This window comes from Pseudomonas sp. Z3-6 (genome assembly GCF_051131985.1).
Taxonomy (GTDB): domain Bacteria; phylum Pseudomonadota; class Gammaproteobacteria; order Pseudomonadales; family Pseudomonadaceae; genus Aquipseudomonas; species Aquipseudomonas zanjanensis.
In genome coordinates, this window is sequence record NZ_CP071644.1 from 1,870,856 (window position 1) to 1,896,573 (window position 25,718).

Annotated in this window: 22 protein-coding genes; 11 read left to right on the plus strand and 11 right to left on the minus strand. The window is 60.9% G+C overall.

Going from position 1 to position 25,718, the window contains the following annotated elements; translation table 11 throughout:
- Positions 1-49: 49 nt before the first annotated feature.
- The 7 genes from J3P88_RS08475 to gcl all read right to left on the minus strand — a co-directional run bounded on the left by J3P88_RS08475 (position 50) and on the right by gcl (position 8,505).
- Entirely contained in the window at positions 50-874 is an 825-nt protein-coding gene (locus tag J3P88_RS08475; RefSeq protein WP_186708170.1) for an ion transporter, read from the minus strand.
- Between the two features lie 21 nt (positions 875-895).
- Positions 896-1,807 carry an urea transporter gene (locus J3P88_RS08480; protein WP_434574664.1) on the minus strand — a complete coding sequence of 304 codons (912 nt, stop codon included), beginning with the start codon at positions 1,805-1,807 and terminating at the stop codon, positions 896-898.
- A 122-nt stretch (positions 1,808-1,929) separates the two neighbouring features.
- Positions 1,930-3,345: a pyruvate kinase gene (pyk, locus tag J3P88_RS08485; protein ID WP_434574665.1), complete on the minus strand. Its 1,416-nt coding sequence runs from the start codon at positions 3,343-3,345 to the stop codon at positions 1,930-1,932.
- A complete protein-coding gene (locus J3P88_RS08490) occupies positions 3,335-4,615 on the minus strand; it encodes a glycerate kinase type-2 family protein (RefSeq protein ID WP_434574666.1) in 1,281 nt (426 codons plus the stop codon). The genes pyk and J3P88_RS08490 overlap by 11 nt, the downstream gene beginning before the upstream one ends.
- A gap of 149 nt (positions 4,616-4,764) precedes the next feature.
- Complete coding sequence (locus tag J3P88_RS08495; RefSeq protein WP_434574668.1) at positions 4,765-5,655, minus strand: 2-hydroxy-3-oxopropionate reductase; 891 nt, start codon at positions 5,653-5,655, stop codon at positions 4,765-4,767.
- Between the two features lie 160 nt (positions 5,656-5,815).
- Positions 5,816-6,598, minus strand: coding sequence for a hydroxypyruvate isomerase (gene hyi, locus J3P88_RS08500; RefSeq protein ID WP_053123988.1), 783 nt, complete (start codon positions 6,596-6,598; stop codon positions 5,816-5,818).
- A gap of 131 nt (positions 6,599-6,729) precedes the next feature.
- Positions 6,730-8,505, minus strand: coding sequence for a glyoxylate carboligase (gene gcl, locus J3P88_RS08505; protein ID WP_434574670.1), 1,776 nt, complete (start codon positions 8,503-8,505; stop codon positions 6,730-6,732).
- 268 nt (positions 8,506-8,773) lie between these two features.
- Between gcl and J3P88_RS08510 the strand changes: the two genes are divergently transcribed.
- Together J3P88_RS08510 and J3P88_RS08515 are read left to right on the plus strand one after the other, a co-directional pair.
- The gene (locus J3P88_RS08510; RefSeq protein ID WP_186730936.1) at positions 8,774-9,214 is read left to right on the plus strand and encodes a GlcG/HbpS family heme-binding protein; all 441 of its coding nucleotides are present in this window, start codon (positions 8,774-8,776) and stop codon (positions 9,212-9,214) included.
- 213 nt (positions 9,215-9,427) lie between these two features.
- Entirely contained in the window at positions 9,428-9,886 is a 459-nt protein-coding gene (locus tag J3P88_RS08515; protein ID WP_186730935.1) for an REP-associated tyrosine transposase, read from the plus strand.
- A 123-nt stretch (positions 9,887-10,009) separates the two neighbouring features.
- Here J3P88_RS08515 and J3P88_RS08520 read toward each other — a convergent pair whose 3' ends face one another.
- Entirely contained in the window at positions 10,010-10,615 is a 606-nt protein-coding gene (locus J3P88_RS08520; protein ID WP_186708156.1) for a TetR/AcrR family transcriptional regulator, read from the minus strand.
- 131 nt (positions 10,616-10,746) lie between these two features.
- On the opposite strand from J3P88_RS08520, the gene J3P88_RS08525 reads away from it, so the two are divergent.
- Positions 10,747-11,661 carry a DUF808 domain-containing protein gene (locus tag J3P88_RS08525; RefSeq protein WP_434574672.1) on the plus strand — a complete coding sequence of 305 codons (915 nt, stop codon included), beginning with the start codon at positions 10,747-10,749 and terminating at the stop codon, positions 11,659-11,661.
- A gap of 134 nt (positions 11,662-11,795) precedes the next feature.
- On the opposite strand, the gene J3P88_RS08530 is transcribed toward J3P88_RS08525, so the two are convergent.
- Both J3P88_RS08530 and J3P88_RS08535 read right to left on the minus strand, forming a co-directional pair.
- Positions 11,796-12,584 carry an MlaA family lipoprotein gene (locus J3P88_RS08530; protein WP_186708152.1) on the minus strand — a complete coding sequence of 263 codons (789 nt, stop codon included), beginning with the start codon at positions 12,582-12,584 and terminating at the stop codon, positions 11,796-11,798.
- Complete coding sequence (locus J3P88_RS08535) at positions 12,577-13,875, minus strand: serine/threonine protein kinase (protein ID WP_411385326.1); 1,299 nt, start codon at positions 13,873-13,875, stop codon at positions 12,577-12,579. Before J3P88_RS08535 ends, J3P88_RS08530 begins: the two co-directional genes overlap by 8 nt.
- Before the next feature lie 422 nt (positions 13,876-14,297).
- Between J3P88_RS08535 and J3P88_RS08540 the strand changes: the two genes are divergently transcribed.
- The 3 genes from J3P88_RS08540 to J3P88_RS08550 all read left to right on the plus strand — a co-directional run bounded on the left by J3P88_RS08540 (position 14,298) and on the right by J3P88_RS08550 (position 17,432).
- Positions 14,298-15,152, plus strand: a complete 855-nt coding sequence (locus J3P88_RS08540) for a glycine betaine ABC transporter substrate-binding protein (RefSeq protein ID WP_186708148.1) — start codon at positions 14,298-14,300, stop codon at positions 15,150-15,152.
- 313 nt (positions 15,153-15,465) lie between these two features.
- Positions 15,466-15,777: a DUF485 domain-containing protein gene (locus tag J3P88_RS08545; protein ID WP_186708146.1), complete on the plus strand. Its 312-nt coding sequence runs from the start codon at positions 15,466-15,468 to the stop codon at positions 15,775-15,777.
- The gene (locus J3P88_RS08550) at positions 15,774-17,432 is read left to right on the plus strand and encodes a cation acetate symporter (protein ID WP_186708144.1); all 1,659 of its coding nucleotides are present in this window, start codon (positions 15,774-15,776) and stop codon (positions 17,430-17,432) included. The genes J3P88_RS08545 and J3P88_RS08550 overlap by 4 nt, the downstream gene beginning before the upstream one ends.
- Before the next feature lie 279 nt (positions 17,433-17,711).
- Here the strand turns inward: J3P88_RS08550 and gltA are convergent, their stop codons facing one another.
- Positions 17,712-19,001, minus strand: a complete 1,290-nt coding sequence (gene gltA / locus J3P88_RS08555) for a citrate synthase (RefSeq protein ID WP_003204440.1) — start codon at positions 18,999-19,001, stop codon at positions 17,712-17,714.
- 365 nt (positions 19,002-19,366) lie between these two features.
- On the opposite strand from gltA, the gene sdhC reads away from it, so the two are divergent.
- The 5 genes from sdhC to J3P88_RS08580 all read left to right on the plus strand — a co-directional run bounded on the left by sdhC (position 19,367) and on the right by J3P88_RS08580 (position 25,690).
- Positions 19,367-19,741 (plus strand): succinate dehydrogenase, cytochrome b556 subunit, encoded by a 375-nt coding sequence (gene sdhC / locus J3P88_RS08560; protein WP_003179220.1) that lies wholly within the window; start codon positions 19,367-19,369, stop codon positions 19,739-19,741.
- Complete coding sequence (gene sdhD / locus J3P88_RS08565; RefSeq protein ID WP_030138327.1) at positions 19,735-20,103, plus strand: succinate dehydrogenase, hydrophobic membrane anchor protein; 369 nt, start codon at positions 19,735-19,737, stop codon at positions 20,101-20,103. Before sdhC ends, sdhD begins: the two co-directional genes overlap by 7 nt.
- Before the next feature lie 3 nt (positions 20,104-20,106).
- A complete protein-coding gene (gene sdhA / locus J3P88_RS08570; protein WP_053123969.1) occupies positions 20,107-21,879 on the plus strand; it encodes a succinate dehydrogenase flavoprotein subunit in 1,773 nt (590 codons plus the stop codon).
- A gap of 11 nt (positions 21,880-21,890) precedes the next feature.
- Entirely contained in the window at positions 21,891-22,595 is a 705-nt protein-coding gene (locus J3P88_RS08575; protein ID WP_053123967.1) for a succinate dehydrogenase iron-sulfur subunit, read from the plus strand.
- Between the two features lie 263 nt (positions 22,596-22,858).
- Complete coding sequence (locus J3P88_RS08580) at positions 22,859-25,690, plus strand: 2-oxoglutarate dehydrogenase E1 component (protein WP_434574676.1); 2,832 nt, start codon at positions 22,859-22,861, stop codon at positions 25,688-25,690.
- Positions 25,691-25,718 lie beyond the last annotated feature (28 nt).

Below are 25,718 nucleotides of genomic sequence, written 5' to 3' on the forward strand. Positions count from 1 at the left end.
AACACTAGCGGCAAGCCAATAGGCCATCAAGCATTAAAAAGTGCTTTGCTTATTCCAACTTCTTAAACAACGCATTGCCACAACGGGAGCAGAAAGCGGCGCCGTGTTCATGGTTGTTTTTGCTGCACACCGGGCAATCGTGCTTGAGCTGGTCGCCGCGCATGGCCGTGGCCAGTTCAGCGGTGAAAATGCCGGTCGGCACGGCGATGATCGAGTAACCGGTGATCATCACCAGGGATGACACCACTTGGCCCAGTGGCGTCTTGGGCACGATGTCGCCGAAGCCTACGGTGGTCAATGTCACGATAGCCCAATAGATGCCCTTGGGAATGCTGGTGAAACCGTGCTCGGGACCTTCGATGACGTACATCAGCGTGCCGAAGACGGTCACCAGGGTCGAGACGCTGACCAGGAACACGATGATTTTCTGCTTGCTCCCGCGCAGCGCCGCCATCAGGTAGTTGGCTTGCTTGAGGTAAGGGCTGAGCTTGAGCACACGGAAAATCCGCAGCATGCGGATGATCCGAATGATCAGCAGGTATTGGGCATCGCTGTAGTACAGCGCCAGGATCCCCGGCACGATCGCCAGCAGATCCACCAATCCATAGAAACTGAAGGCATAGCGCAGCGGCTTGGGTGAGCAATACAGGCGCAGGCCGTACTCTACGATGAAGATGAAGGTGAAACCCCACTCGATACCGGCCAGCAGGGCGGCGTAGTTTTTGTGCACGCTGTCGATGCTGTCGAGCATCACGATCACCAGGCTGGCGAGGATGATCAACAGCAGGGTGCTGTCGAAGCGCCGGCCGGCCACGGTGTCGGTCTGGAAAATGATGACGTAGAGGCGTTCACGCCAATTGTTGCTGCTGTCCATACTCTTCGCCTGAACCCGGAATCAGCGAAGCCTAGGGCGATTGCCCCGCAGAGCGCAAGGCGCGCTGTCGAGGCTGGCCTGGTGCCACGCCCGGCCGCCGGCCTGGATCAGCCAGCAAGCAAGGATGAACGGTGCCGTCAGGGGCGGCAGGCCGAGGGCGGTAAACCCTGGGGTGAGCATGACCGCCAGGAGGATGCCCGTCAGCGGCAGCCACGGGCGACGCTGTGGGCTGAGGGCCAGCGCCACCAACACAGGGTTGAAGCCGCCCAGTCCGGAAAGGGCGGTTGCGTTCCCCTGTTGCGACAAAGCGAAGGCCAGGCCGACGGCGGAAGCGAACAAGGCCCATGTCGCGGCGCGACGGTTGGCCAGCAACAAGCCCAGCGCAATCAGTGCACCGGCCGCAGGGTGGCCGAGAAACATGACCTGGCCCAGTCCGCTCAAATGCGCGGCCACCAGGTTGGGAATGGTCATTTCGATCGAAGTGGTTGGGGACGTCGGCGCGGTGACACTCATCAGCAGCCACGCCAACCCTACAAACGGCGCGGTGTAGGCGGGCAGGCAACGAGGGCCGCGGGTGCGCTTGAGCCATTGCTGGGTCAGCATCGCACTGAGGCCGCCCGCGGCGATGATCAACGGCGGTAACAGCACCGACCAGGGCAACGCCTGGCTCAGCAACAAGCCCAGCAAGATGCCGTTGTAGCTGAACAGCCCGGCTTGCCGGTCGGCCTTGGCGTAACCACGTCGCTGGGCCGTCAGCAACCCGGCCACCCCGCCCAGCAGCGCGCCGCCGAACAGGGCCGGCGCCGTCAGCAGAATCGCCAGCAGGCACAGCAGGCCGCACAGCGGATGGCGCTGGAGGAAGATTTGGCTGAAGCCGTTGAGCAGGGCGGTGGCCCAGTCGGGGCAGTGGGGGTTGGAGGAATGGTTGGGCATGATGGGTCAGGAATAAGAGAACTGTGGCGAGGGAGCTTGCTCCCGCAGGGTCGCGCAGCGGCCCCTCTTTTTGCGGTTGCTACGCAACCGAGCGGGAGCAAGCTCCCTCGCCACAGAAAAGCTCAGAGCAGCGTCTCAATGCGCAGCGAATTGGTCGACCCCGGCTGCCCGAACGGCACGCCCGCGGTAATCAGCAGGGTATCGCCACGCTGGGCCATGCCTTGGGCCTGGGCGATTTCCAGGGCGGTGGAACAGACTTCATCCACCTGCTTCAACCGGTCATTGACCACCGAGTGCACGCCCCAGGCCACCGTCAGGCGGCGGGCGGCCTGCAGGTTCGGCGTGAGGTTGAGGATCGGCACTGTCGGCCGTTCCCGCGCCGCGCGCAGGCTGGAACTGCCCGATTCGCTGTAGTTCACCAGCACCGCCACCGGCAGGATGCTGCTGATGCGCCGGATCGCGCAGCTGATGGCGTCCGACACCGTGGCCTCGGCCTTCGGCCGGCTGACGTCCAGTTGCGCCTGGTAGTCGGGGCCGTTTTCCACCTGGCGGATGATCTTGCTCATCATCTGCACGGCTTCGAGGGGGTAATCGCCGGACGCGGTTTCCGCCGAGAGCATGACCGCATCGGCCCCCTCGGCCACGGCGTTGGCGACGTCAGTGACTTCGGCACGGGTGGGGGCCGGGGAGAAGCGCATCGACTCGAGCATCTGAGTCGCCACCACCACCGGTTTGCCGAGGGCACGGCAGGTGCCGATGATGTTTTTCTGGATCTGCGGCACGCTTTCGGCCGGGACTTCGACCCCCAGGTCGCCACGGGCGACCATGATCGCGTCGCTCAATTCGGCGATCTCGCGCAGCTGGCTCACCGCCGACGGCTTTTCGATCTTCGCCATCAGGAACGCCTTGTTGCCGATCAGCCCACGCGCCTCGCGAATGTCCTCGGGACGCTGCACGAACGACAGCGCCACCCAGTCCACGCCCAGCTCCAGGCCGAAACTCAAGTCGCGCCGGTCCTTGGCGGTCAACGGGCTCAGGTCGAGCACGGCCTGGGGCACGTTCACGCCCTTGCGGTCCGACAGCTCGCCGCCGTTGAGCACCTCGGTGTCGATGGCGTCGCCGTGCCTGGCGATCACGCGCAGGCGCAACTTGCCGTCGTCCAACAGCAGGTCCATGCCGGGCTCCAGGGCCGCGATGATTTCCGGGTGGGGCAGGTTGACCCGGCGTTGATCGCCCGGTGTCGGGTCCAGGTCCAAGCGCAGGGCCTGGCCTCGTTGCAGCAGGACCTTGCCATCGGCGAACCGGCCGACCCGCAGCTTCGGGCCTTGCAGGTCCATCAGGATGCCCAGGGGGTAGTTGAGTTGCTGCTCGACCTCACGAATCCACTGGTAGCGCTGGGCGTGGTCGGCGTGCTCGCCGTGGCTGAAGTTCAGGCGGAAGATGTTCACCCCGGCCTGTACCAGCTCGCGGATGTCATCGATGCCGCGGGTGGCGGGGCCGAGGGTCGCGAGGATCTTGACCTTTTTATCAGGCGTCATGTTTGGGGTTCTCGAGGATCAGGATGGCGCGAAAGTCGTTGACGTTGGTGCGGGTCGGTTCGGTGACGATCAGCGCATCCAGGGCAGCGAAGTAGCCGTAGCCATTGTTGTTGTCCAACTCGTCGCTGGCGCACAGGCCCAGCTCGGCGGCGCGGCGATAGCTGTCCGGGGTCATGAGGGCGCCGGCGTTGTCTTCGGAGCCGTCGATGCCGTCCGTGTCGCCGGCCAGCGCATAGATGCCGGGATGGCCCTTGAGGTTGTCGGTCAGGCTCAGCAGGAATTCGGCATTGCGCCCGCCACGGCCATCGCCGCGCACGGTGACGGTGGTTTCACCGCCGGAAAGAATCACGCACGGTGCTGCCAGCGGCTGGCCGTGCAGGGCGATTTGCCGGGCGATGCCGGCGTGGACTTTGGCCACCTCCCGGGATTCGCCTTCCAGGTCGCCGAGGATCAGTGGGCTGAAACCGGCCTGCCGGGCCTTCACCGCCGCGGCTTCCAATGACTGCTGGGGGCGGGCGATCAACTGGAAATGGCTGCGGGCGAGGCTCGGGTCACCGGGCTTGACGGTTTCCGACGCCGGGCTGCGCAGCCAGGTGCGCACCGAGGCCGGCACCTCGATGTGGTAGCGCTGGAGAATCGCCAGGGCGTCGGCCGACGTGCTGGGGTCGGCCACGGTGGGGCCGGAAGCGATGACCGTGGCGAGATCGCCGGGTACATCGGAAATCGCGTAGGTGTACACCGTCGCCGGCCAGCAGGCCTTGCCCAGGCGCCCGCCCTTGATCGCCGAGAGGTGCTTGCGCACGCAATTCATCTCGCCGATGGTCGCGCCGGATTTGAGCAAGGCTTTGTTGATCGATTGCTTGTCGGCCAGGGTGATGCCTTCGGCTGGCAACGCGAGCAGGGCCGAACCGCCGCCGGACAACAGGAAGATCACCCGGTCGTCTTCGCTGAGATTGCTCACCAGCTCCAGCACCCGTTGGGCCACGGCCAGGCCAGCGGCGTCAGGCACCGGGTGGGCGGCTTCCACCACTTCGATTTTCTGACAAGGCGCGCCATGGCCGTAGCGGGTCACCACCAGGCCGGACACGTCGCCCTGCCAGCAGCGCTCGACCACTTGCGCCATGGCCGCCGCGGCCTTGCCGGCCCCGATGACGATCACCCGGCCGCTGCGGTCGCTGGGCAGGTAGTGTTCAAGGACTTGCTGCGGATGGGCCGCGTCGATGGCTGTGGCAAACAGCTCGCGCAGCAGTTGTTGCGGATCGACCGACATGGCGGGCTCCCGGGATTCTTGTTATTTGAAGGGCAACGCAGACCCCTGTGGGAGCGGGCTTGCTCGCGAAGGCGGTGTGTCAGTCAACACTTCATTGACAGGAAGATCGCCTTCGCGAGCAAGCCCGCTCCCACAAGGGGGGTGGTGTGTCAGTTATCGCGAATCGAGAAATTGGCCATATGCTCCAGCCCCTTGATCAGCGCCGAGTGATCCCAGTGGCTGCCACCAATGGCCGCGCAGGTGCTGAACACTTGTTGGGCGTTGGCGGTGTTGGGCAGGTTGATGTTCAGCTCCCTGGCGCCTTGCAGGGCCAGGTTCAGGTCCTTCTGGTGCAGGCTGATGCGGAAGCCCGGATCGAAGGTGCCCTTGATCATGCGTTCGCCGTGTACCTCAAGGATCTTCGACGAAGCGAAACCGCCCATCAGCGCTTCACGGACCTTGGCCGGGTCGGCACCGTTTTTCGAGGCGAACAACAAGGCCTCGGCCACGGCCTGGATGTTCAGGGCGACGATGATCTGGTTCGCCACTTTGGCGGTCTGGCCGTCACCGTTGCCGCCCACCAGGGTGATGTTCTTGCCCATGGCCTGGAACAGTGGCAGCGCGCGTTCGAAGGCGGCGCTGTCGCCACCGACCATGATGCTCAGGGTGGCGACCTTGGCACCGACTTCACCACCGGAGACCGGGGCATCGAGGTACTGCGCGCCTTTTTCATTGATCTTCGCCGCGAACGCCTTGGTGGCGGTGGGGGAGATCGAACTCATGTCGATCACCACCTTGCCCGCGCCCACGCCCGCCGCGACGCCATCGGCGCGGAACAGCACGTCGTCGACCTGCGGCGTGTCCGGAACCATGACGATGATGAACTCGGCTTCCTGGGCCACTTCCTTCGGGTTGGCCAAGGCCACTGCGCCGCCGGCCAGCAGGTCGGCCGGGGCCGGGTCGTGGTGCTGGGACAGGAACAGGCTGTGACCGGCCTTTTGCAGGTTCAGTGCCATGGGGTGGCCCATGATGCCGGTGCCGATGAATCCGATTTTAGCCATGGGAAAATCCTCTTGTTTTTATCGTTGCTTCAAACCGATGAAGAACTGCTTTTCTGTGGGAGCGGGCTTGCTCGCGAAGGCGGCGTGTCAGCTCTCGAAGATGCGGTCTGATACACCGCCTTCGCGAGCAAGCCCGCTCCCACATGAGGGAAGAGTTGGGTCAGATCGCGTTATGGGTTTTCAGCCAGCCCAGGCCCGCTTCGGTGGTGGTCAGCGGCTTGTATTCGCAACCGATCCAACCCTGGTAGCCGATGCGGTCCAGGTGTTCGAACAGGAAGCGGTAGTTGATTTCGCCCGTGCCCGGCTCGTTACGGCCCGGGTTGTCCGCCAGTTGCACATGGTTGATCTCGCCCAGGTGCGCCGACAGGGTCCGGGCCAGGTCACCTTCCATGATCTGCATGTGGTAGATGTCGTATTGCAGGAACAGGTTGGCGCTGCCCACCTGCTCGCGGATCGACAGGGCCTGGGCGGTGTTGTTCAAGTAGAAGCCGGGAATGTCGCGAGTGTTGATGGCTTCCATCACCAGCTTGATGCCTTTGGCCTGCAGCTTCTCGGCGGCGTATTTCAGGTTGGCGACAAAGGTTTTTTCCACCAGGGTTTCACTGCAGTTCTGCGGGCGAATCCCCGACAGGCAGTTGACCTGCGTGTTGCCCAATACTTGGGCGTAGGCGATTGCCAGGTCGACCCCGGCGCGGAACTCCTCGACCCGGTCCGGCAGGCAGGCAATGCCGCGCTCGCCCTTGGCCCAGTCGCCGGCCGGCAGGTTGAACAGCACCTGGGTCAGGCCGTTGGCGTCGAGCAAGGCCTTGAGTTCGGCGGAGCTGTAGTCATAGGGGAACAGGTATTCGACACCACTGAAACCGGCCTTGGCGGCGGCTTCGAAACGGGCGAGGAAATCCTGCTCGGTGAACAGCATGGACAGGTTGGCGGCGAAACGCGGCATGGTGGTCTCCTGTAAATAATGTGAACGCACCCCTGTGGGAGCGGGCTTGCTCGCGAAAGTGGTCTGTCAGCCGACATCTTTGTTGGATCTGAAACCGTCTTCGCGAGCAAGCCCGCTCCCACATTGGGATGTCAGTCGAGCAATGAGATGGCTGTGGGTGCATCGTTGCCCACCAGCGCCAGGTCTTCAAACTCATTGACGGCGTTGATCTCGGTGCCCATGGAGATGTTGGTCACCCGCTCCAGGATGATCTCGACGATCACCGGCACCTTGAACTCCTCGATCATCGCCTGGGCCTGGCGCAGCGCCGGTTGGATACCGGCCGGTTCGAACACCCGCAACGCCTTGCACCCCAGGCCTTCGGCCACGGCAACGTGGTCCACGCCATAACCGTTGAGTTCCGGGGCGTTCAGGTTGTCGAACGACAGCTGCACGCAGTAATCCATGTCGAAGCCGCGCTGGGCCTGGCGAATCAAGCCCAGGTAGGAGTTGTTCACCACAACGTGGATGTACGGCAATTTGAATTGTGCACCCACCGCCAGCTCTTCGATCATGAACTGGAAATCATAGTCGCCCGACAGCGCCACGACCTTGCGGCTCGGATCGGCCTTGACCACCCCCAGCGCCGCCGGAATGGTCCAGCCCAAGGGGCCGGCCTGGCCGCAGTTGATCCAATGGCGTGGCTTGTAGACGTGGAGGAACTGCGCGCCGGCGATCTGCGACAGGCCGATGGTGCTGACATAGCAGGTGTCCTTGCCGAATACCTGGTTCATTTCTTCGTACACCCGTTGTGGCTTGACCGGCACGTTGTCGAAGTGGGTCTTGCGTTGCAGGCTGGCCTTGCGTTGCTGGCAATCCTGCAACCAGGCGCTGCGGTTCTTCAGCTTGCCGGCGGCTTGCCACTCGCGGGCCACTTCAATGAACACCGTCAGGGCGGAGGCGGCATCGGAGACGATACCCAGGTCGGGAGTGAACACCCGGCCGATCTGGGTTGGCTCGATGTCCACGTGAATGAACGTGCGGCCTTCGGTGTAGACGTCCACCGAACCGGTGTGACGGTTGGCCCAGCGGTTGCCGACGCCCAGCACCAGGTCCGACTTGAGCAAGGTGGCGTTGCCATAGCGATGGGAGGTTTGCAGGCCGACCATGCCGACCATCAGCGGGTGATCGTCGGGGATCGTGCCCCAGCCCATCAAGGTCGGAATGACCGGGATGCCAGTCAGCTCGGCGAACTCCACCAGCAGGTCGCTGGCATCGGCATTGATGATGCCGCCGCCAGCCACCAGCAAGGGGCGTTCAGCCTGATTGAGCATCGCCAGGGCTTTCTCGATCTGCACGCGGTTGGCCGCGGGTTTGGCCAGGGGCAGCGGTTGGTAGGCGTCGATGTCGAACTCGATCTCTGCCATCTGCACGTCGAACGGCAGGTCGATCAGCACCGGGCCCGGACGGCCGGAGCGCATCTCGAAGAACGTCTTCTGGAAGGCATACGGCACCTGGCCAGGCTCCAGTACGGTGGTCGCCCACTTGGTCACGGGTTTGACGATGCTGGTGATATCCACAGCCTGGAAGTCTTCCTTGTGCATACGGGCGCGGGGCGCTTGCCCGGTGATGCACAGAATCGGGATCGAGTCGGCCGATGCGCTGTAGAGCCCGGTCACCATGTCGGTGCCGGCCGGGCCCGAGGTGCCGATGCACACGCCGATGTTGCCGGCCTTGGTCCGGGTGTAGCCCTCGGCCATGTGCGAGGCGCCTTCAACGTGGCGAGCGAGGACATGATCGATGCCACCCACCTTTTGCAGGGCGGAGTACAGCGGGTTGATCGCAGCACCCGGGATGCCGAAGGCGGTGTCCACGCCTTCACGGCGCATCACCAGAACGGCGGCTTCGATTGCTCTCATTTTGCTCATGGTTTTGTGCCTCTTACGTTTTGTAATTGTATACAAATGGCTTTGCGCAGAGTGTATTCACGGCGAGCGATGCAGGTCAATGCATTTCCTCAAGCACCTGTTTCATTCGTCGGAACGCCTGGTTTTGCTGCGCCCTTTAGTCGTTAAAGGTTGTTTGTGAGAATTATTGTATACAAAAACAATCGTTGTTGTGTTCTATTTGTTAGGTTCGGTTTTGCTGAAAGTGAAGCCCGCAAGGCTTTCCCATAACAAAAGAAGGACAGCACCCATGAGCGTTCTAACCTTGAAAATCGCCATCAACCTGGCCGGGCAAGTGCTTGCCGCAGGACGTGAAATCAGCGCCGCACCCTTGACCGTCGCGGTCCTGGACAGCGGCGGACACCTGGTCGCCTTGCAGCGCGAAGACGGCGCCAGCCTGCTTCGCCCGCAGATCGCCATCGGCAAGGCCTGGGGCGCCATCGCCCTGGGCAAAGGCTCGCGCCTGCTCGCCCAGGACGCCCAACAACGCCCGGCGTTCTTCGCCGCGTTGAATGGATTGGGCCAAGGCAACGTCGTACCGGCCCCGGGTGGGGTGTTGATCAGGGACCAGGAGGGGAAGGTGCTAGGAGCGATTGGGGTGAGTGGAGATGTTTCGGATGTGGATGAGCAGGTGGCGGTGAGGGCTGTGGAGGCGCTGCGGTTGAGGGCGGATGTGGGGGTGGTTGTTTGATTTTGCGGTGAGTTGACTGGCGCATTCGCGAGCAAGCCCGCTCCCACAGGTTTTCGGTGCTCGACACAACATGTATGAACACCGCAAATCCTTGTGGAAGCGGGCTTGCTCGCGAAAGCGATCGACCATACACATCCGGCAAAAAGACCAACCATGATGTTGCATCCCCGAAGCTAGTCTTTCAGAACTTCATCAGGAAAGGGGGGCGACGGAATGCCCGCACGCTCAGCTTCACACCGCCTGCGTATCGGTCGCTATGCAGAAGAGAATCGCATCTATTTATTGACCGCCAATACGCTGGAGCGCGAACCGGTCTTTGAAAACTATGGCTTGGGAAGGGTCGTCATCCATCAATTCAGGGAGGTTCAGGAGCAAGGTATTGCGGACTCCCTGGCCTTTGTCGTCATGCCTGATCATGTCCATTGGCTGATTCGACTGCATCGAGGGTCTTTAGGGCAGTTGATGTGTCGGGTGAAATCCCTCAGCGCCAAAGAGATTAACGAGGCAGCAGGAAGGGTTGGCAGCCTTTGGCAGAAAGGATTTCATGACCGGGCACTGCGGCAGGAGGACGATTTGGTATTTATGGCTCGCTATGTCGTCGCCAACCCATTGCGGGCGGGCTTGGTGAAGCGGCTTGGCGACTATCCGCTGTGGGATGCCATTTGGCTTTGACTTACTATCGAGTTGCCGCTTTCGCGAGCAAGCCCGCTCCCACAGGGGCCCGTATTGAGCACACAATATGTGTACATCACGAAGCTGTGGGAGCGGGCTCGCGAATGGGGGCGCTGCGGTATTTCAATCCACCTCACACCCCTTCAAAACCAACCGAATAATCGTCTGCGCCGCCGCTTCGTAATCCGCTTCATCCAGCTTGGCCTTGCCGGTCACGGCGCTGATTTGCCAGTCGAAATCGGCATAGGTCTGGGTGGCGGCCCAGATGCTGAACATCAGGTGGTTGGGGTCGATGGGGGCGATCTGGCCGCGGTCGATCCAGGTCTGGATGCAGTCGATGTTATGCCGGGCCTGGGCGTTGAGTTGCTCCACCAGGTCGGGGCTCAGGTGCGGGGCGCCGTGCATGATTTCGCTGGCGAAGACTTTCGAGGCGAAGGGCAGTTCGCGGGAGATGCGGATCTTGGAGCGGATGTAGTGGCTCAGCACCTCACCGGGCACGCCGTCGGCGTTGAACGGTGTCGAAGCCTGGAGAATCGGCTCGATGATGCTTTCCAGGACCTCGCGGTAGAGGTTTTCCTTGGATTTGAAGTAGTAGTAGACGTTGGGTTTGGGCAGGCCTGCCTTGGCCGCGATGTCGCTGGTCTTGGTCGCGGCGAAGCCCTTGTCGGCAAATTCTTCGCTGGCGGCACGCAGGATCAATTCTTTGTTGCGCTCGCGGATAGTGCTCATAAACCCAGGGGTTCCTTGCCTGTTCTGGCGGTGGCGCATGGTAGCACCGGCCTCGCGCGGCGCTCAAGAATGCCCCAAGGCACCACGGCTCGCGGTATGCTTCGCGGCATCATTATTCAAGGAGCCCCTTCATGGCTGGAAGCAGTTTGCTGGTACTGATCGACGATATCGCTACCGTACTCGACGATGTTGCGCTGATGACCAAGATGGCCGCCAAGAAAACCGCCGGCGTGCTCGGCGATGACCTGGCGCTCAACGCCCAGCAAGTGTCGGGTGTGCGCGCCGAGCGCGAGCTGCCGGTGGTGTGGGCGGTGGCCAAGGGGTCGTTCATCAACAAGTTGATCCTGGTGCCATCGGCGCTGGCGATCAGTGCTTTCGTCCCTTGGCTGGTGACGCCGTTGTTGATGGTGGGCGGCGCCTACCTGTGTTTCGAAGGGTTCGAGAAACTGGCCCACAAGTTCCTTCATAGCAAGGCCGAGGACCAGGCTGAACATGCGCAACTGGTCGAGGCGGTGGCGGATCCGGCGGTGGATCTGGTGGCTTTCGAAAAAGACAAGATCAAGGGTGCCGTGCGCACCGACTTCATCCTTTCGGCGGAAATCATTGCCATCACCCTCGGCACCGTCGCCGATGCGCCGCTGACTCAGCAGGTGATCGTGCTGTCGGGCATTGCGATTGTGATGACCGTCGGTGTGTACGGCCTGGTGGCGGGCATCGTCAAGCTCGATGACCTGGGGCTCTGGTTGACGCAGAAGCCAGGACAGGTCGCCAAAAGCATCGGCGGGACCATCCTGCGCGCAGCGCCCTATATGATGAAAAGCTTGTCGGTGATCGGCACCGCAGCGATGTTCCTGGTGGGCGGTGGCATTCTTACCCACGGCGTGCCGGCGGTGCATCACTGGATCGAAGGCGTGACGGCCAGCGCCGGTGGCGCCGGGTTTATCGTGCCGATGTTGCTCAATGCGGTGGCGGGGATCGTGGCGGGGGCGGTGGTGTTGGCGGGTGTGCTGGTGGTGGGCAAGGTCTGGAAAGCGCTGAAAGGCTGAACCTGGCAACACAAAACAACTGTGGGAGCGGGCTTGCTCGCGAATGCGGTGTGTCAGTTGACGAACATGTCATCTGACACACCGCATTCGCGAGCAAGCCCGCTCCCACAGTGGGATTTGCGTCAGGCGTTGGGTTACTCGGCTATCTGCAACTTGCGCGACTCGGTGTACACGTAGCGCACCTTTTCATATTCGAACGGCGTGTTCAGTTGGCCGTAGCGGAAACTGGTCTGGTAGCGCTTGTCCACGCCGCGCAGGAGCAAGAGCTCCGGGTGGTTGGAGCTGACTTCCGAGACGTTCAGGAAGTTGATTGCCGATTCGGCGGTGTAGTCCACCAGCAAGCCCGAGGTGTCGCGCAGGTTCGAGGGGCCGAAGATCGGCAACACGAAATACGCGCCGCCCGGCACGCCGTAGAAGCCCAAGGTCTGGCCGAAGTCTTCGCTCTGGCGCGGCAGGCCCATGGCGGTGGCCGGGTCCCACAGGCCGGCGATGCCGACGGTGGTGTTGAGCAGCAGGCGCGCCGTGGTTTCCATCGAACGCTTGCCCTTGAATTGCAGCAGGCTGTTCATCAGGTTCGGCACGTCCCCCAGGTTATTGAAGAAGTTGCTGACCCCGGTGCGCACGAAGCCGGGGGTGATGTAGCGATAACCATCGACCACGGGCAGGAAGACCCATTGGTCGAAGCGGTAGTTGAAGTGATAGACCCGGCGGTTCCAGGATTCCAGCGGGTCATAGACGTTCAATGCGTTGAGGGTCGAACGCTCGAACTCGCGTTGGTCCAGCCCCGGGTTGAACTTGAGCTTGGTCAGCGGTTCCTTGAAACCGTCCGAATCCACCACCACAGGTGCATCGGCCTTGCTGTTGTCGGCCTGGACCATGCCCGCACTGATTAACGCAGCGATAAGCAGCAGATATTTAGCCACGGAAAAACTCCAGCATGGCGTCGCTGTTGACGCGGTAATTAAGGTTGCCGCAGTGGCCGCCCAGTGGATAAACCGTCAGGCGATCGCCAAAGGTCTTGCGCAGGAAGCCCAGGTCGCCCGGGCCGAGAATGACGTCGTCGGCGTTGTGCATGACCGAAATCTTCGTGCTGGCCTGCAAATAATCCTTCAGTGCGTACAGGCTGACCTGGTCGACCAGTTGCAGCAGGCTGCCGCCGTCGGTGCGCGCGCGCCACATCGGGATCACCTGCTCGGTGAGGTAGCAGTCGAAATCGCATTGCAGCGCGCGCTTGAGGAATGGCGTGAGGCTGGTGCTTTCGGTGATCGGGAATTTCGGCGGGATGATCAGGCCCCGGCGGTTGATCAGGTCCGAGGTGAAGGCGATGTCGGCCGCCGAGAAGCGGAACGAGGTGCCGATCAACATCGCCATCTGCTCGTTGCTCAGGTGTTGCTTGGACTGCTGGAAGTCATACAGCAACGCATCGTTGAGGTCGATGTAGCCTTTTTGCTGGAAGTAGCGGGTCAGCTTGTTCAACACCAGTTCATAAAAAGTCGTGGTGCTGTTGATGCCCTTGACCTCGGTCTGGACCAATTTGTCCAGGTTGGTGATCGAGGTGTAGAGGTTCACCGGCGGGTTCAGCAGCAGCACCTTCTTGAAATTGAAGCTGCGCCGGGTTTCGTCCAGGTGGGCGACGAAGGCCGCGTCCAGGGCGCCGAGGCTGTAGCCGGTGAGGTAGTACTCGGTGACGGGGACTTTCGGGTTCTGGGCGCGTACCGCCTGCATCACCCGGTACATGTCTTCGGCGTCTTCCTTGGTGATGCCCGGCGTGGCGAAGCGCGAAGCGGCACTCATGAAGTCGAAGCTGGTGGGCGAGGACAACTGCACCACGTGGTAGCCGGCCTTGTAGTAGAGGCGCTTGAGGTACTCGTTGAGGGTGCTGTCGTAGCGGGCACCGGTGCCGGCGATCAGGAAAATCAGCGGCGCGGGCTTGTCCTGGGTGGCCATGCGGTAGGTGAGGCTTTTTACCGGCCAGAAGTTGTCCGGCAGGATGAACTCGCGTTCCGGGCGCAGGGTCAGGCTGTGGTCCGCCTGATTGATGTCTTCGATCAGTGGCAGCTCTGGACGCAGGTCCGGCGGCGTGGTGGCGATGGTCGCCTCGAACGGGTTGGTCAAGGGGTAGCCATAGCTGGCGGCGTCAATATCTGCCGCCAGCGCGGACGCACTCAGGATAAGGCCGCCGAGGAGGGCAGCGAAGCGCAAGGAACGGAGCATGACTAGATCCCTTAGAGGAAGGTGCCGAATGAGGTTCGCAGCCTATGACCACCGAAGCGGAGCCAAGTGCCATGACAGGCACAAAACAGGCACGGAAGGGGCGCGATAGTAGCGGGACGATACACGGTCACGCGCAGTGGCGGCTAGTTATCTGGTATTTACTGTATTTCGTCTGCAAACCTCACTGGGAGGGGCGCCAATTGCGCGAAATCATTAGCTGGCGTTCTGATGTCGTTTCTCGTTGCTTCGACGTCGCAGGCAGAGCAGGTTCCGGAGCGGCACAGGTTGATGATCGATCCTGTCAGTACTCCACTGGCGTTCAGACCGGTTTGAGGGCGAGCGTGATGGGGGCGCTGAGCATCATAACTATACGTTGACGCCGCCCGGCATCCGTCGGGCGCAGCACTTTCGGGGAAGTAACGATGAAGATGCGACGACTCTTGGGCGCAGGTGCCGCACTGGTACTGGCCATCAGTTCCACCTTGGCCAGCGCCGAAACCAAAACCCTGAGCATCGGTTACGTTGACGGCTGGTCCGACAGCGTCGCGACCACCCACGTGGCCGCCGAAGTGATCAAGCAGAAACTCGGTTATGACGTGAAGCTGCAAGCGGTCGCGACCGGGATCATGTGGCAAGGCGTGGCCACCGGCAAACTCGACGCGATGCTCTCGGCCTGGCTGCCGGTGACTCACGGCGACTATTGGACCAAGAACAAGGACAACGTGGTCGATTACGGCCCCAACTTCAAGGATGCCAAGATCGGCCTGATCGTGCCGGAGTACGTCAAGGCCAAGTCGCTCGAGGATCTCAAGACCGACGACTCGTTCAAGAAGCGCATCGTCGGCATCGACGCCGGTTCAGGCGTGATGATCAAGACCGAGCAGGCGATCAAGGATTACGACCTGACCGGTTATCAACTCAAGGCCAGTTCCGGCGCCGGCATGATCGCCGAGCTGACCCGTGCCGAGAAGAAAAACGAATCCATCGCCGTTACCGGTTGGGTGCCGCACTGGATGTTCGCCAAGTGGAAACTGCGTTTCCTGGAAGACCCGAAAGGCGTCTACGGCGCGGCTGAGACTGTAAACAGCATCGGCAGCAAGGAGCTGGGGACCAAGGCGCCAGAAGTGGCGGAATTCCTGAAGAAGTTCCAGTGGGCTTCGAAGGACGAGATCGGCGAGGTCATGCTGGCGATCCAGGAAGGCGCCAAGCCGGACGCTGCTGCCAAGGATTGGGTCGCCAAACACCCGGACCGCGTGAAGGAGTGGACCGGCAAGTAATCGGCCTGGTATGACTGTTCCGAAAACCGCATGGCTTTTGAGTCATGCGGTTTTTTTGTGCGTGCGATTCCTGACTCCTCCACAAAACCCTGTGGGAGCGGGCTTGCTCGCGAATGCGGTGTGTCAGTTGATCATGTGTTGACTGACACACCGCATTCGCGAGCAAGCCCGCTCCCACAAAGGGAACTGAGAAATGTGCGGAAAACCGGCAAAACCGTCATGTCGTTCTAATACTAAGGTCGTCTGGAACCTGGCCTGGAGCCGCATAGAGTAGAGCTGTTCCAAATAAATCTGTGCTGCGAGGATAAAAACAATGAACGACAGCATTTACCTCTCGATTCAAAACAGCCCGCGCTTCAAGGAGCTGGTGAAGAAACGAGAAAGGTTCGCCTGGATTCTCTCGGCGATCATGCTTGGGCTGTATTCCGGCTTCATTCTTCTGATCGCCTACGGGCCGCATATTCTCGGGGCCAAGATGAGCCCTGGGGCCACCATCACTTGGGGTATCCCCATCGGGGTCGGCCTGATTCTCTCGGCCTTCGTCCTGACCGGTATCTACGTACGGCGCGCCAACGGCGAGTTCGACGACCTGAACAATGCGATTCTCAAGGAGGCTCAGCAATGATCCGGCGTCTACTGGCTCTATTGAGCGTCGCAGCGTTCGCACCCGGCGCCTGGGCGGCTGATGCCCTGACCGGTGCCGTGCAGAAACAACCTCTCAACGTCGCCGCTATCCTGATGTTCGTGGCCTTCGTCGGCGCGACGCTATACATCACCTACTGGGCGTCCAAGAAAAACAATTCGGCGGCCGACTACTATGCGGCCGGCGGCAAGATCACCGGCTTCCAGAACGGCCTGGCAATCGCGGGCGACTACATGTCGGCGGCGTCCTTCCTGGGCATTTCCGCGCTGGTGTTCACCTCCGGCTACGATGGCCTGATCTACTCCATCGGCTTTTTGGTGGGCTGGCCGATCATTCTGTTCCTGATCGCCGAACGCCTGCGCAACCTGGGTAAATACACCTTTGCCGACGTGGCGTCCTATCGCCTCGGGCAAACCCAGATCCGCAGTCTGTCCGCCTGCGGCTCGCTGGTGGTGGTGGCGTTCTACCTGATCGCGCAAATGGTCGGTGCCGGCAAGCTGATCCAGTTGCTGTTCGGCCTGGACTACCACGTCGCGGTGATCCTGGTCGGCATCCTGATGTGCCTCTACGTGTTGTTCGGCGGCATGCTGGCCACCACCTGGGTGCAGATCATCAAGGCGGTGCTGTTGCTGTCGGGTGCTTCGTTCATGGCCCTGATGGTCATGAAGCACGTCAACTTTGACTTCAACATGTTGTTTGCCGAAGCGGTCAAGGTTCACCCTAAAGGCGAGGCGATCATGAGCCCCGGCGGCCTGGTGAAGGATCCGATCTCGGCCTTCTCCCTCGGCCTGGCGCTGATGTTCGGCACCGCTGGCCTGCCACACATCCTGATGCGCTTCTTCACCGTGAGCGACGCCAAGGAAGCGCGCAAGAGCGTGCTGTATGCCACTGGCTTCATCGGCTACTTCTACATCCTGACCTTCATCATCGGCTTCGGCGCGATCCTGCTGGTCAGCACCAACCCGGCCTTCAAGGACGCGGCAGGTGCCTTGCTGGGCGGCAACAACATGGCGGCGGTGCACCTGTCCAACGCAGTGGGCGGCAGCATCTTCCTGGGCTTCATCTCGGCGGTGGCGTTCGCGACCATCCTGGCGGTAGTAGCGGGGCTGACCCTGGCCGGTGCCTCGGCGGTGTCCCATGACCTGTATGCCAGCGTGATCAAGAAAGGCAAGGCCAACGAGAAGGATGAGATTCGGGTCTCGAAAATCACCACCATCTGTCTGGCGGTGCTGGCGATCGGCCTGGGCATCCTGTTCGAGAAGCAGAACATCGCGTTCATGGTGGGCCTGGCGTTCTCCATCGCGGCGAGCTGCAACTTCCCGGTACTGCTGCTTTCGATGTACTGGAAGAAGCTGACTACCCGTGGCGCCATGATCGGCGGCTGGCTGGGCCTGGTCAGTGCCGTGGGCCTGATGGTCCTCGGCCCGACCATCTGGGTGCAGATCATGGGTCACGAGAAGGCGATCTTCCCGTACGAATACCCAGCGCTGTTCTCGATGGCCATTGCGTTCGTCGGCATCTGGTTCTTCTCCATCACCGACAAATCGGCTGAAGGCGTCAACGAGCGGGCGCTGTTCTTCCCGCAATTCGTGCGTTCGCAGACGGGTCTGGGGGCGAGTGGGGCGGTTAGCCACTGATGTAGCGATAAGTGCTTGAAGAAATACCCCGGTCGAGAGGCTGGGGTATTTTTTTGCATGTGATATTTGCGTTGTCTGTGAGGGCGCCTTCGCGAGCAAGCCCGCTCCCACACTGGATCTGTGTACGACGCAAATCCCCTGTGGGAGCGGGCTTGCTCGCGAAGGCGTCAGACCAGTCACCGCGGATGTAAAAGAGGGCATAAAACAAAACAGCCCCTGCTCTTATATAAGAAGCAGGGGCTGTTTCAGTGCCGCTTGGGACCTAGCGCAAGGCAGGTCTTACTTGCGATCTTCCAGCTGGGTAATGTCACGCGACTCGTAGCCGGTGTACAACTGGCGCGGGCGGCCGATCTTGTACGGGCTGGAGAGCATTTCCTTCCAGTGGGAGATCCAGCCCACGGTCCGCGCCAGGGCGAAGATCACGGTGAACATGCTGGTTGGAATGCCGATCGCCTTGAGGATGATCCCCGAGTAGAAGTCGACGTTCGGGTACAGCGAGCGCTCGATGAAGTATGGGTCGGTCAGGGCGATCTCTTCCAGGCGCATGGCCAGTTCGAGTTGCGGATCGTTCTTGATCCCCAGTTCCTTGAGTACTTCGTCGCAAGTCTGCTTCATGACGGTGGCGCGTGGGTCGCGGTTCTTGTAGACCCGGTGACCGAAGCCCATCAGCTTGAACGGATCGTTCTTGTCCTTGGCCTTGGCGATGAACTTGTCGATGTTCGAGACATCGCCGATTTCATCGAGCATGGTCAGTACCGCTTCGTTGGCACCGCCGTGGGCCGGGCCCCAGAGCGCGGCGATACCGGCGGCGATACAGGCGAACGGGTTGGCACCCGACGAGCCGGCCAGGCGCACGGTGGACGTGGAGGCGTTCTGCTCGTGGTCGGCATGGAGGATGAAGATCCGGTCCATGGCCTTGGCGAGCACCGGGCTGATCGGTTTGATCTCGCACGGGGTGTTGAACATCATATGCAGGAAGTTCTCTGCATAGGTCAGGTCGTTGCGCGGGTACATCATGGGCTGGCCCATGGAGTACTTGTAGACCATGGCTGCCAGGGTCGGCATCTTCGCCACCAGGCGGATCGCGGAGATTTCGCGATGCTGGGGGTTATTGATGTCCAGGGAGTCGTGGTAGAAGGCGGAGAGGGCGCCGACAACGCCGCACATGACGGCCATCGGGTGGGCATCGCGACGGAAACCGTTGAAGAAGGTCTTCAACTGTTCGTGAACCATGGTGTGGTTCTTCACCGTGCTGACGAACTGGGCCTTTTGCTCTGCGGTTGGCAGCTCGCCGTTGAGCAGCAGGTAGCAGGTTTCCAGGTAGTCCGATTTCTCAGCCAGTTGCTCGATCGGGTAGCCGCGGTGCAGCAGGATGCCGTTGTCGCCGTCGATGTAGGTGATTTTCGACTCGCACGAGGCGGTCGACATGAAACCTGGGTCAAAGGTGAAACGGCCCGTGGCCGTCAGGCCCCGTACGTCGATTACATCGGGACCAACGGTGCCGGTTAAAATGGGCAGCTCGACGGGGGCTGCGCCCTCGATGATCAACTGCGCTTTTTTGTCAGCCATGTGGCCTCCTATTAATGCTTGGAATCATCAGACAGACCCCCCACGCAGGGCCCGCACCACTATAGTGAGATAAATCCGAATGTCAATTTGCCTAAAGTCTTGCTCCAGAAGGCTTTAACCGGACTTTTTCCGCGAAATTGCCTGCCGTTTACGCCTTTTGCGCCATATGTGCAATGCGCTATTAGGGGAAGGTGAACGCGTTGTCATTAGTAGCCTAACTGTCTATACTCGGCCACCGACCGCCAGGGGCTTTTGGGCCTGCTTTCTTGGGGGTCGTCACTCCCTGGGTGGTGAGTACCTGACCAGTGCGCGCCCCAACAACTTTGCCCTGATTGTTAGGGGCTCTTCAGTGTGAAAAAAAAGCCGTGAAAAGCCAACGACCTGTAAACCTAGACCTAAGGACCATCAAACTCCCAGTCACTGCTTACACGTCCATTCTTCACCGTATTTCCGGTGTCATCCTCTTCGTCAGCCTGGCCATCATGCTTTATGCATTGGACAAGTCGCTCGATTCGGAAGAAGGCTTCGGTCAGGTGAAGGCGTGTCTGACCAGTCCGCTAGCCAAGCTAGTGATTTGGGGCATCCTGTCCGCCTTGCTGTATCACTTGGTTGCCGGTGTGCGCCACTTGATCATGGACATGGGCATCGGTGAGACGCTGGAAGGCGGCAAACTGGGCTCGAAAATCATTATCGCCGTGTCTGCGGTGCTGATCGTTCTGGCAGGAGTCTGGATATGGTAACCAACGTCACGAACCTTTCGCGTTCGGGCCTCTACGACTGGATGGCCCAGCGTGTGTCTGCGGTCGTTCTCGCGGCTTACTTCATTTTCCTGATCGGATATGTCGTGGCAAACCCTGGCATTGGCTATGCCCAATGGCATGAACTGTTCGCAAACAACTGGATGCGTATCTTCAGTCTGCTGGCACTTGTCGCACTGGGCGCCCACGCCTGGGTCGGCATGTGGACCATCGCGACCGACTACCTGACGCAAATGGCGTTCGGCAAGTCGGCGACTGCCGTACGTTTCCTCTTCCAGGCGGTATGCGGCGTTGCGATGTTCGCTTACTTCGTCTGGGGTGTGCAGATTCTCTGGGGTATCTGATTCATGGCTAACATTCCAACGATTTCTTTCGACGCCATCATTATTGGTGGTGGCGGTGCCGGCATGCGCGCGGCGCTGCAACTGGCACAGGGTGGTCACAAGACTGCCGTGATCACCAAGGTTTTCCCGACGCGCTCGCACACCGTTTCCGCCCAGGGTGGCATCACCTGCGCCATCGCTTCGGCCGACCCGAACGATGACTGGCGCTGGCACATGTACGATACCGTCAAGGGTTCCGACTACATCGGTGACCAGGACGCTATCGAATACATGTGTCAGGAAGGCCCGGCCGCGGTGTTCGAGCTGGACCACATGGGCATGCCGTTCTCCCGTACCGAGCAAGGTCGTATCTACCAGCGTCCGTTCGGTGGGCAGTCCAAGGACTACGGCAAGGGCGGCCAGGCTGCGCGTACTTGCGCGGCGTCCGACCGTACCGGTCACGCACTGCTGCACACCCTGTACCAGGGCAACCTGAAGGCCGGTACCACGTTCCTGAACGAGTACTACGCGGTTGACCTGGTGAAGAACCAGGACGGCGCCTTCGTCGGTGTGATCGCGATCTGCATCGAAACCGGCGAAACCACCTACATCCGCGCCAAGGCCACCGTACTGGCGACCGGCGGTGCAGGCCGTATCTACGCATCCACCACCAATGCCCTGATCAACACCGGTGACGGCGTCGGCATGGCCCTGCGTGCTGGCGTGCCGGTACAAGACATCGAAATGTGGCAGTTCCACCCGACCGGCATCGCCGGCGCCGGTGTACTGGTGACCGAAGGTTGCCGTGGTGAAGGTGGTTACCTGATCAACAAGCACGGCGAGCGTTTCATGGAACGTTATGCGCCGAACGCCAAGGACCTTGCCGGTCGTGACGTCGTGGCTCGTTCGATGGTTAAAGAGATCATCGCCGGCAACGGCTGTGGCCCGAACGGCGACCACGTGATGCTCAAGCTCGATCACCTGGGCGAGGAAGTGCTGCACAGCCGCCTGCCAGGGATCTGCGAACTGTCCAAGACCTTCGCTCACGTAGATCCGGTCGTCGCGCCGGTTCCAGTGGTTCCAACCTGCCACTATATGATGGGCGGCGTTGCCACCAACATCCACGGCCAGGCGATCACCCAGAACGGCGAAGGCGTGGACGAAATCATCCCTGGCCTGTTCGCAGTGGGTGAAGTGGCTTGCGTATCGGTCCACGGTGCCAACCGCCTGGGCGGCAACTCGCTGCTCGACCTGGTGGTCTTCGGTCGTGCTGCCGGCCTGCACTTGGAGAAAGCGCTGTCCGACGGTATCGAGTATGACGATGCCACCGACGCCAACATCGAAGCCGCCCTGGCGCGTCTGTCCGCTCTGAACGAGCGTACCGAAGGCGAAGACGTGGCAACCCTGCGTCGCGAGCTGCAAAACTGCATGCAGAACTACTTCGGTGTGTTCCGTACCGGCGAATACATGCAGAAGGGTATCGCCCAGCTGGCGCAATTGCGTGAACGAATCGCCAACGTGAAGATCAACGATAAGTCGCAGGCGTTCAACACTGCCCGTATCGAAGCGCTGGAATTGCAGAACCTGCTGGAAGTGGCCGAAGCCACCGCCATCGCCGCAGAAGTGCGTAAAGAGTCCCGTGGCGCCCACGCCCGCGAAGACTTCGAAGACCGTGACGACGAAAACTGGCTGTGCCACACCTTGTACTTCCCGGGTGAAAAACGCGTCGCCAAGCGTGCCGTGAACTTCTCGCCGAAGACTGTTCCGACTTTCGAACCAAAAGTCCGGACTTATTAAGGGTGACCGCTATGTTGCAAGTCAGTGTTTATCGCTACAACCCTGATCAGGACGCTGCGCCGTTCATGCAGGACTTCCAGGTCGATACCGGTGGTAAAGACCTGATGGTGCTGGACGTGCTGGCCCTGATCAAAGAGCAGGACGAGGGTTTCTCCTATCGTCGCTCTTGCCGCGAGGGCGTTTGCGGCTCCGACGGCATGAACATCAACGGCAAGAACGGCCTGGCCTGCATCACGCCGTTGTCGGCCGTGGTCAAGGGCAACAAGCTGGTGGTGCGTCCGTTGCCAGGTTTGCCGGTTATCCGTGACCTGGTCGTCGATATGAGCATCTTCTACAAGCAATACGAGAAGGTGAAGCCATTCCTGCAGAACGACACGCCGGCTCCGGCCATCGAGCGTCTGCAGTCTCCGGAAGAGCGTGAAAAGCTCGACGGTCTGTACGAGTGCATCCTGTGCGCTTGCTGCTCGACGTCGTGCCCGTCCTTCTGGTGGAACCCGGACAAGTTCCTGGGCCCGGCCGCCCTGCTGCAAGCGTACCGCTTCCTGGCAGACAGCCGTGACACCAAGACGTCCGAGCGTCTGGCTTCGCTGGATGACCCGTTCAGCGTATTCCGCTGCCGCGGGATCATGAACTGCGTCAACGTCTGTCCGAAAGGCCTGAACCCGACTAAGGCCATCGGTCACATTCGTAACATGCTGCTGCAAAGCGGCGTGTGATTCAGCTGCTGTACCCCGTAGGACCGTTGTACCCGTAAAGGCCAGGGCGCGGGCTTCAACCCGCGTCATGGCTATAACCAGAACAGCCGCTTACAAAGCGGCGGTTCTTATTTTGAAGAAATGAGACAAGCAGGGGCATCCGGGCTGGTACCCGGACTATCAGCGTGATCCTAAGTGGCTTGTTTTAGTCGCTGCACTCGGACTTCTGCAAGTTTGCTCGGTGTTTTCGCCGGTGGTGTTCCCCTAATCGAGGGTGACCAAGCATGCAAGAAAGCGTGATGCAGCGCATGTGGAACAGTGCCCACCTCTCCGGTGGTAACGCTGCCTATGTGGAAGAGCTCTACGAGCTCTACCTGCACGACCCTAACGCTGTGCCAGAAGAATGGCGCACCTACTTTCAGAAGTTGCCCGCTGACGGTAACTCTGCCACCGATGTTTCGCACTCGACGATTCGCGACCATTTCGTGCTGCTGGCAAAGAACCAGCGCCGCGCTCAACCGGTGTCTGCCGGCAGCGTGAGCTCCGAGCACGAGAAGAAGCAAGTTGAAGTACTGCGACTGATCCAGGCCTACCGGATGCGTGGCCACCAGGCAGCCCAGCTTGACCCGCTGGGGCTGTGGCAGCGTCCTGCACCTGCAGACCTGTCGATCACTCACTACGGCTTGACCAATGCCGACCTTGATACGACCTTCCGTGCCGGCGACCTGTTCATCGGCAAAGAGGAAGCGAGCCTACGCGAAATTCACGAAGCGTTGCAGCAGACATATTGCCGCACCATCGGCGCTGAATTTACGCACATCACCGATTCCGAGCAGCGCCAGTGGTTCCAGCAGCGTCTGGAAAGCGTTCGTGGCCGTCCGACGTACTCCGCCGACATCAAGAGCCACTTGCTCGAGCGCGTCACCGCCGGTGAAGGCCTGGAAAAATACCTGGGTACCAAATACCCGGGCACCAAGCGTTTCGGCCTGGAAGGCGGCGAAAGCCTGATTCCGATGCTCGACGAGTTGATCCAGCGTTCCGGTTCCTACGGCACCAAGGAAGTCGTCATCGGCATGGCCCACCGTGGCCGCCTGAACGTTCTGGTCAACACCTTCGGCAAGAACCCGCGCGAGCTGTTCGACGAGTTCGAAGGCAAGAAGAAGGTCGAGCTGGGCTCCGGTGACGTGAAATACCACCAGGGCTTCTCGTCCAACGTGATGACCACCGGTGGCGAAGTCCACTTGGCCATGGCCTTTAACCCGTCCCACCTGGAAATCGTTTCCCCGGTGGTCGAGGGTTCGGTCCGTGCCCGCCAGGATCGTCGTAACGATCCGACCGGCGAGAAGGTGCTGCCGATCTCCATCCACGGTGACGCGGCATTCGCCGGTCAAGGCGTGGTCATGGAAACCTTCCAGATGTCGCAGACCCGCGGTTTCAAGACCGGCGGCACCGTGCACATCGTGATCAACAACCAGGTCGGTTTCACCATCAGCAACCCGCTGGACTCGCGCTCCACCGAGTACGCAACCGACGTCGCGAAAATGATCCAGGCGCCGATTCTCCATGTGAATGGCGATGACCCGGAAGCCGTGCTGTTCGTGACCCAGTTGGCCATCGACTACCGCATGCAATACAAGCGCGACGTGGTGATCGACCTGGTCTGCTACCGTCGTCGCGGTCACAACGAGGCCGACGAGCCAAGCGGCACCCAGCCGCTGATGTACCAGCAGATCGCCAAGCAGCGCACCACCCGTGAGCTGTATGCCGAGCGCCTGACCCAGGGCGGCGTGCTGGATGCCGGCCGCGTCCAGGAAAAAGTCGATGAATATCGCAACGCCCTGGATAACGGCCTGCACGTGGTAAAAAGCCTGGTCAAGGAACCGAACAAGGAACTGTTCGTGGACTGGCGTCCGTACCTGGGCCACGCCTGGACCGCGCGTCACGACACGCGTTTCGACCTCAAGACCCTGCAGGAATTGTCCGCCAAGCTGCTGGAAATCCCGGAAGGCTTCGTGGTCCAGCGCCAGGTTGCGAAAATCTACGAAGACCGGCAGAAGATGCAAGCCGGTGGCCTGCCGATCAACTGGGGTTACGCCGAAACCATGGCGTACGCGACCCTGGCGTTCGAAGGTCACCCGATCCGCATCACCGGCCAGGACGTAGGCCGCGGCACTTTCTCGCACCGCCACGCGGCGCTGCACAACCAGAAAGACGCCAGCACCCACATCCCGCTGCAACACCTGTACAAAGGCCAGCCACGTTTCGACCTGTACGATTCGCTGCTGTCCGAGGAAGCCGTCCTGGCGTTCGAATATGGCTATTCCACCACCGAGCCAAATGCCCTGGTGATCTGGGAAGCGCAGTTCGGCGACTTCGCCAACGGTGCCCAGGTGGTTGTCGACCAGTTCATCACCAGCGGCGAGCACAAGTGGGGCCGTCTCTGCGGTCTGACCATGCTGTTGCCACACGGTTATGAAGGGCAGGGGCCGGAGCACTCGTCGGCACGTCTGGAACGCTACCTGCAGCTGTGCGCCGAGCACAACGTCCAGGTTTGCGTACCGACGACTCCGGCGCAGATCTACCACCTGCTGCGTCGTCAGGTCATCCGTCCGCTGCGCAAGCCGCTGATCGTGCTGACACCGAAGTCGCTGCTGCGTCACAAACTGGCGATTTCCACGCTCGAAGACCTGGCCGAAGGCTCGTTCCAGACCGTCATTTCGGAAATCGATACCCTGGACGCGGCGAAAGTGACTCGCCTGGTCCTGTGCAGCGGCAAGGTCTACTACGACCTGCTGGAAAAACGTCGTGCCGAAGGCCGCGAAGACATCGCCATCGTGCGTATCGAGCAGCTTTACCCGTTCCCGGAAGAAGACCTGATGGAGGCCATCGCGCCTTACACCAACCTCACCCATGTGGTGTGGTGTCAGGAAGAACCGATGAACCAAGGCGCGTGGTACAGCAGCCAGCATCACCTGCGTCGCAGCATCGGCAACCATAACAAGGCCCTGGGCCTGGAATATGCCGGCCGTGATGCTTCTGCTGCACCTGCGTGTGGTTATGCGTCGATGCACGCCGAGCAGCAGGAAAAACTGCTGCAAGATGCCTTCACTGTTTAACGCCTTCGCGCTGACTGAAACCGAATTT

Excerpts from the sequence above, each read along its gene's own strand:
- J3P88_RS08475 (WP_186708170.1), bottom strand. The coding sequence starts at position 874 with ATGGACAGCAGCAACAATTGGCGTGAACGCCTCTACGTCATCATTTTC.
- J3P88_RS08480 (WP_434574664.1), bottom strand. The coding sequence starts at position 1,807 with ATGCCCAACCATTCCTCCAACCCCCACTGCCCCGACTGGGCCACCGCC.
- pyk (WP_434574665.1), bottom strand. The coding sequence starts at position 3,345 with ATGACGCCTGATAAAAAGGTCAAGATCCTCGCGACCCTCGGCCCCGCC.
- J3P88_RS08490 (WP_434574666.1), bottom strand. The coding sequence starts at position 4,615 with ATGTCGGTCGATCCGCAACAACTGCTGCGCGAGCTGTTTGCCACAGCC.
- J3P88_RS08495 (WP_434574668.1), bottom strand. The coding sequence starts at position 5,655 with ATGGCTAAAATCGGATTCATCGGCACCGGCATCATGGGCCACCCCATG.
- hyi (WP_053123988.1), bottom strand. The coding sequence starts at position 6,598 with ATGCCGCGTTTCGCCGCCAACCTGTCCATGCTGTTCACCGAGCAGGAT.
- gcl (WP_434574670.1), bottom strand. The coding sequence starts at position 8,505 with ATGAGCAAAATGAGAGCAATCGAAGCCGCCGTTCTGGTGATGCGCCGT.
- J3P88_RS08510 (WP_186730936.1), top strand. The coding sequence starts at position 8,774 with ATGAGCGTTCTAACCTTGAAAATCGCCATCAACCTGGCCGGGCAAGTG.
- J3P88_RS08515 (WP_186730935.1), top strand. The coding sequence starts at position 9,428 with ATGCCCGCACGCTCAGCTTCACACCGCCTGCGTATCGGTCGCTATGCA.
- J3P88_RS08520 (WP_186708156.1), bottom strand. The coding sequence starts at position 10,615 with ATGAGCACTATCCGCGAGCGCAACAAAGAATTGATCCTGCGTGCCGCC.
- J3P88_RS08525 (WP_434574672.1), top strand. The coding sequence starts at position 10,747 with ATGGCTGGAAGCAGTTTGCTGGTACTGATCGACGATATCGCTACCGTA.
- J3P88_RS08535 (WP_411385326.1), bottom strand. The coding sequence starts at position 13,875 with ATGCTCCGTTCCTTGCGCTTCGCTGCCCTCCTCGGCGGCCTTATCCTG.
- J3P88_RS08540 (WP_186708148.1), top strand. The coding sequence starts at position 14,298 with ATGAAGATGCGACGACTCTTGGGCGCAGGTGCCGCACTGGTACTGGCC.
- J3P88_RS08545 (WP_186708146.1), top strand. The coding sequence starts at position 15,466 with ATGAACGACAGCATTTACCTCTCGATTCAAAACAGCCCGCGCTTCAAG.
- J3P88_RS08550 (WP_186708144.1), top strand. The coding sequence starts at position 15,774 with ATGATCCGGCGTCTACTGGCTCTATTGAGCGTCGCAGCGTTCGCACCC.
- gltA (WP_003204440.1), bottom strand. The coding sequence starts at position 19,001 with ATGGCTGACAAAAAAGCGCAGTTGATCATCGAGGGCGCAGCCCCCGTC.
- sdhD (WP_030138327.1), top strand. The coding sequence starts at position 19,735 with ATGGTAACCAACGTCACGAACCTTTCGCGTTCGGGCCTCTACGACTGG.
- sdhA (WP_053123969.1), top strand. The coding sequence starts at position 20,107 with ATGGCTAACATTCCAACGATTTCTTTCGACGCCATCATTATTGGTGGT.
- J3P88_RS08575 (WP_053123967.1), top strand. The coding sequence starts at position 21,891 with ATGTTGCAAGTCAGTGTTTATCGCTACAACCCTGATCAGGACGCTGCG.
- J3P88_RS08580 (WP_434574676.1), top strand. The coding sequence starts at position 22,859 with ATGCAAGAAAGCGTGATGCAGCGCATGTGGAACAGTGCCCACCTCTCC.